The organism is Aerococcus sp. L_32, from assembly GCF_050689315.1.
On sequence record NZ_JBOEQF010000159.1, the window covers coordinates 1 to 4,902 of the forward strand.

The 4,902-nt window shown below is 40.8% G+C and carries 3 protein-coding genes and 1 pseudogene; 3 read left to right on the plus strand and 1 reads right to left on the minus strand.

Annotated elements, in window-relative coordinates:
- Positions 1–268: pseudogene (locus tag ACRCJ0_RS09425) on the minus strand (ABC transporter ATP-binding protein); the annotation flags it as partial.
- Positions 269–642: 374 nt separating this feature from the next.
- Between ACRCJ0_RS09425 and ACRCJ0_RS09430 the strand changes: the two are divergent.
- From ACRCJ0_RS09430 to ACRCJ0_RS09440, 3 genes are all read left to right on the plus strand, one after another.
- Positions 643–1,728 carry a hypothetical protein gene (locus ACRCJ0_RS09430; RefSeq protein ID WP_431390284.1) on the plus strand — a complete coding sequence of 362 codons (1,086 nt, stop codon included), beginning with the start codon at positions 643–645 and terminating at the stop codon, positions 1,726–1,728.
- Positions 1,729–1,815: 87 nt separating this feature from the next.
- Positions 1,816–2,925 carry an NAD(P)/FAD-dependent oxidoreductase gene (locus tag ACRCJ0_RS09435; protein WP_431390285.1) on the plus strand — a complete coding sequence of 370 codons (1,110 nt, stop codon included), beginning with the start codon at positions 1,816–1,818 and terminating at the stop codon, positions 2,923–2,925.
- A 457-nt stretch (positions 2,926–3,382) separates the two neighbouring features.
- Complete coding sequence (locus ACRCJ0_RS09440; protein ID WP_418149312.1) at positions 3,383–4,765, plus strand: citrate synthase; 1,383 nt, start codon at positions 3,383–3,385, stop codon at positions 4,763–4,765.
- Positions 4,766–4,902: the final 137 nt, after the last annotated feature.

The window sequence follows — 4,902 nt, forward strand, 5'->3', positions numbered from 1 at the left end:
TGGTGATATCCTTGCGAATCGCTGTCACCATTAACTGGGTAACTTTAGCTTGATAGGGTATTTTCATTAGTAAAGTTACAATATAAGCGATCTGCAAAAGGGTCACCCATATAATTGACACTATCATGGTTCGCCAATCAAAGGCAATTAAGGCATTCAAGACATTTGCATTTAAGACACTAGCCACAATTTGCGCTACGGCCCCTAATAAAATAATGAAAATTAATAAAGTATTTTCTTTCCAATACAATTTAAAATACTTCTTCATAGACCCCCCTATGCCCAAAAAAATCCCAAACAAAACTTTTCCCAAAAAGATTGGATAATTAGAATTTTAAAACAATCTATCATTTTTTCTAATTATATTATCATATTTATAAGAAATTAAAAGCTAATTTTCATTTATAACAATTTTCTACCTTTGTTTTTACTTGGCATGTAGATTCGTGGCCCACAGCTTTCAAAAGTGCGACAAAGATTCCTAACCTTTAAAAATTACAAAAGATTTAAAGGCTACCGCTATTGGTCTAACTTTTGGTAGTATATAATAAAAAGAAGTGGAAAAATAAGGGGTGCGAGCAAAAGCGCGATTCCCCCTTTTCCAAAAAGCTGTATCAATTGTACTAATGAGGAGTGTATACAATGGCACAACGAAGATATAATACGGATGCGAGTGTCAACCAGATGCAATCTTTGCGGGCGGAAACACATCAAAAAGCCAGCGCCTTGTCGGCGGATATGCGGTCCTTCTTCCAGGATTGTGAGGGGTATTTTCTAACGAGTGGTCCAGCGCAACCTGCGATTTATCAGGAGTTATCGAAATTGGTGGACCGATTGCAGGTCGCGGAACTGCGCCAAATTTCAGCTGAGGAAGTGCTGGGGATGTCGGGGGAGGATTATTGTAAGTTGACCCTTCGTCGCTTGAATATTGAACGATATGATTTTAATTTAGCTAAGTATGTACCAGCTGTTCTATCATTTGTGGTCTTAACTTTAACCATTTATGCGACTTATATGTTTATTGCCGGTTACGCATGGTGGGGTGACTTTGCTTCTGCTCTCCAGATGCCAGTTGCGGTATCAATTTTAGGATTGCCTCTCCAGGTTTTCGTGATTTTCACAGCCATTTTCTTTTGGGTGACTTTCACCCGCAATACTGCCTTTGGTCGCAAGTGGTACCAAGGTTTTAATGTCTTATATTTATTGGCCGGCATCTTTTCTGCCGCACTGGTTTTCACCCTACCCTACATTATTCATTCATACCGGGTAGCGCAGATTAACCTACCAGTCTGGTTGGTATGGGCCATTGCCATTATCGCTATGGGATACTACTTCTTGGTCTCTTACTTCAATGTGGGCGACAAGGTAGACTTATGGATTTCAAACCGAGCGGCTCAGTCGACTTTAAGTGATGACGACACCTATTCACCAACTTTAGGAGCTTATTTAACAGGTCAACCGGGTAATGACGACAAGGATTTAACCCCAGTTCGGGAATTAGACCAAACTCCTGATAGTAATAATGAGGAAAAACCAGCTGTCTCTGACGAACCCATGCGTTTAAATAACTTGTGGAATACTATCATGTTAAAACGGCCGATTATTAACCGGAAGACTTACCGGGAAATGCAAGAACGTCAAGAACGCGATGGTTACAGCGATAAGTCAGATAAAGACAACAAGAAAAATAGCGAATCTGGCAAAACCAGTCAGCGCCGTAAAAAATAAGGGCTAGCAAAAGCTGAAATTCGCTGATATTGGTACTGATAAATAGTACTGATACATTGTACCGATATATAGTAAGGAGCTAACTAAGTGAAGATAGCAGTAATAGGTGGCGGGATCCTTGGATCGACCGCTGCCTTTTATTTAACCAAAGACCATGATGTAACCCTATATGATGACGGAATTGGGCAAGCTACTAAAGCGGCGGCCGGCATTATCTGCCCCTGGTTCTCTAAACGTCGCAATAAACCCTGGTACCGCCTAGCCAATGGTGGGGCCCATTTTTACCGAGACTTATTGAAAGATTTGGCGGACGCTGGGATAGTGACCCAGGCTTATCAACAAAAAACGACTTGGTTGTTGAAGAAGAAGCCCAAACTGATCGATGATTTGATGGCGATTGCTGAAAAACGACAAGGAGAAGCCTCTTTAATCCAAGAAATTAACAAGTTATCCCCAACTTATCAACAGGTTCGATTTCCCCATTTTCACTATGACAACGACCTGATTGAAACGGATGGCGGTGCGGTAGTAGACGGTCATGATTTATGTCAGGATTTAATTACCGCAGCTAAGGGGGAAAATCTAAAAGTTGTGAATGTTCGGGCTGATTTAACTTTCTTAGATGATGGTAAAGTTATGGTGAAAAATGACCAAGAAGTCTATGATACCGTGGTTTTAGCGACTGGTGCTTGGTTGGGTCAGGTCCTTGACCCACTGGGCTATCAAGTAGATGTCCGCCCTCAAAAAGGCCAACTGGCAGTGTTTGAAACCGACTGGGATACCCAAGCATTACCCCTGATTATGCCTGAAGGTGAAGGTGATTTTATACCTCATTTAGACGGGAAAATCTTTGTGGGCGCTAGTCATGAAGACAATCAAGGCTTTGATTTGTCCACAGACCCAAGCCAATTAGTGGATATCTTTTCCACAATCTATCAACTGGTCCCTGAATTGTCTAACTATCCAGTCACTGACTATAAAATCGGTAGCCGGGCTTATACCTCTGACTATGCGCCCTTCTATGGACCATTGCCTGACCGGCCAAATGTTTATGTAGCATCCGGCTTGGGTTCATCCGGTTTAACCACCGGCCCTTTGATTGCTAGAGAGATGAGTCGCTTAATCAATAATGAGGAAACCTTGCTTGATCCTAGCGACTATGCCGTTGAAAATTATATCCAAAAGCGTGTCCAATAGTAGGAAAGTCTTTCAAATCATTTCAAATAACCAATGCAATACACAGTCCTTGCTGCATCAAATGAATCAGCAAGGGCTTTTTTGGTGTTCATTTATATTTATTTGCACACTTAATTTGCATAACTTTTAAATTATTTTTCCACCTCTTCCAGTTCTGTGTCTTTTCTTACAAATATCACATGGTTTGCGGAGAAAATCTTACATTGATGAGAGAATCATGTGAGGTATTTTTCTGTCATGTTACTTTTTTGAAAATATTTTTAAATTATTTTACACGGCGCAAACCCTTGTGAAATAAGAAAAAGATGAGATTTACTCTCATCACATTCTTAAAATAGTGGTTGACATTCAAATCTAAAGTGACTAGGATACAGTTATCAAAACTGACTTGTAGCGTTTTCTACAGGGTTTTTGTTTTGCATGTTTTATTAAAATTAAAGAAAGGGTGCGGTATATCTTGTCTATCGGTTTTGATAATAGAGAGTTTGGACGTCAATTTGTTGATGTAGTAAAAGATAACACAACTATCTCTCCTGACCATTATTCTACCTATGACTTGAAACACGGTCTACGGAATGACGATGGTACAGGTGTATTAGTTGGGGTGTCAGGGATTGCTTCAGTTTCAGGATATAAAATGCTAGATGATAAAATAATTCCGACAGAAGGGGAACTCCGTTATCGGGGAATTCGATTGACAGACTTAGTAGAGAATTATTTTAAAGAAGATAAGTTCGGCTATGAGGAAACCATCTACCTATTGCTCTCTGGCAGTTTACCAACTAAAGGAGAAATGGCTGCTTTTGATGAATTGCTGGAGGAGAATCGAAAACTCCCCGATAGCTTCATTGAAAATTTCATTATTAATTCACCATCCGAGAACGTAATGAATAATATGCAGCGAGTTTTATTGGCACTTTATTCCTTTGATGATAAGGCGGAAGATCGTGATTTTGAAAACCAAATCTCCCAAGTCATTTCCATCATTGCGAAGATGCCACTCATACTTGCCTATTCCTACATAGGTAAGAAGTATTACTACGATGATGCGTCACTTATCTTGCATCACCTGGAGCCGAATATGTCCACAGCTGAAACAATCCTTCATCTTATTCGTCCAGACGCGACATTTACAGATGAGGAAGCCAAGTTATTAGACCTATGTTTGATTATCCATGCGGAACACGGTGGCGGGAACAATTCAACCTTCGCTACTCACGTAGTGTCTTCAACAGGAACGGATACTTATTCAACCATTTCAACAGCCTTAAGTTCGCTTAAAGGGTCAAAACACGGTGGCGCCAATTCGATGGTAGAAGCCATGGTGCAAGATTTAAAAGCCACAACGGCTGATTGGACGGATAAGGACCAAGTTGAAAAATACTTACGTGACATCTTAAATAAGCAAGCTTTTGACCAGTCAGGTCTCATCTACGGTATGGGGCATGCAGTATATACAAAGTCAGACCCACGAGCTGTTTTGCTGAAAGATAAGGCGAAAGAAATGGCCATTGAGAAAGGCTATTGCGATGACTTCAACCTCCTAAGTAACATCGAAGCCATCACCAAAGACCTCATCAACGAAAAGCGTCCTGGCAGTGAAATTTGTGCCAACGTCGATTTATACACGGGCCTTGTTTATAGAATGCTTGGACTGAGTCCAGACCTCTATACCCCAATCTTTGCCGTCGCACGAACTGCCGGTTGGTGCGCTCATCGTTTGGAACAAATTCAAGACCCGAAAATTATCCGCCCAGCTTATGTCAACATTTCCGAAAACAAGGCCTACCTTGCCATGGAAGATAGGCAAAGCAAACACAGTCAACTAGTTATCAAGTAACGATCAAATAACAACAGACACTCTGGTTTACGAAAGGGAAAGTGATTACTATGGGAAACAACACTGATCTAAACAACAAAGAAGCATTTGCTAAAATTAAACATAACAACCGTCAAGCAAAACCGCGTACACGCGGG

Excerpts from the sequence above, each read along its gene's own strand:
- ACRCJ0_RS09430 (WP_431390284.1), top strand. The coding sequence starts at position 643 with ATGGCACAACGAAGATATAATACGGATGCGAGTGTCAACCAGATGCAA.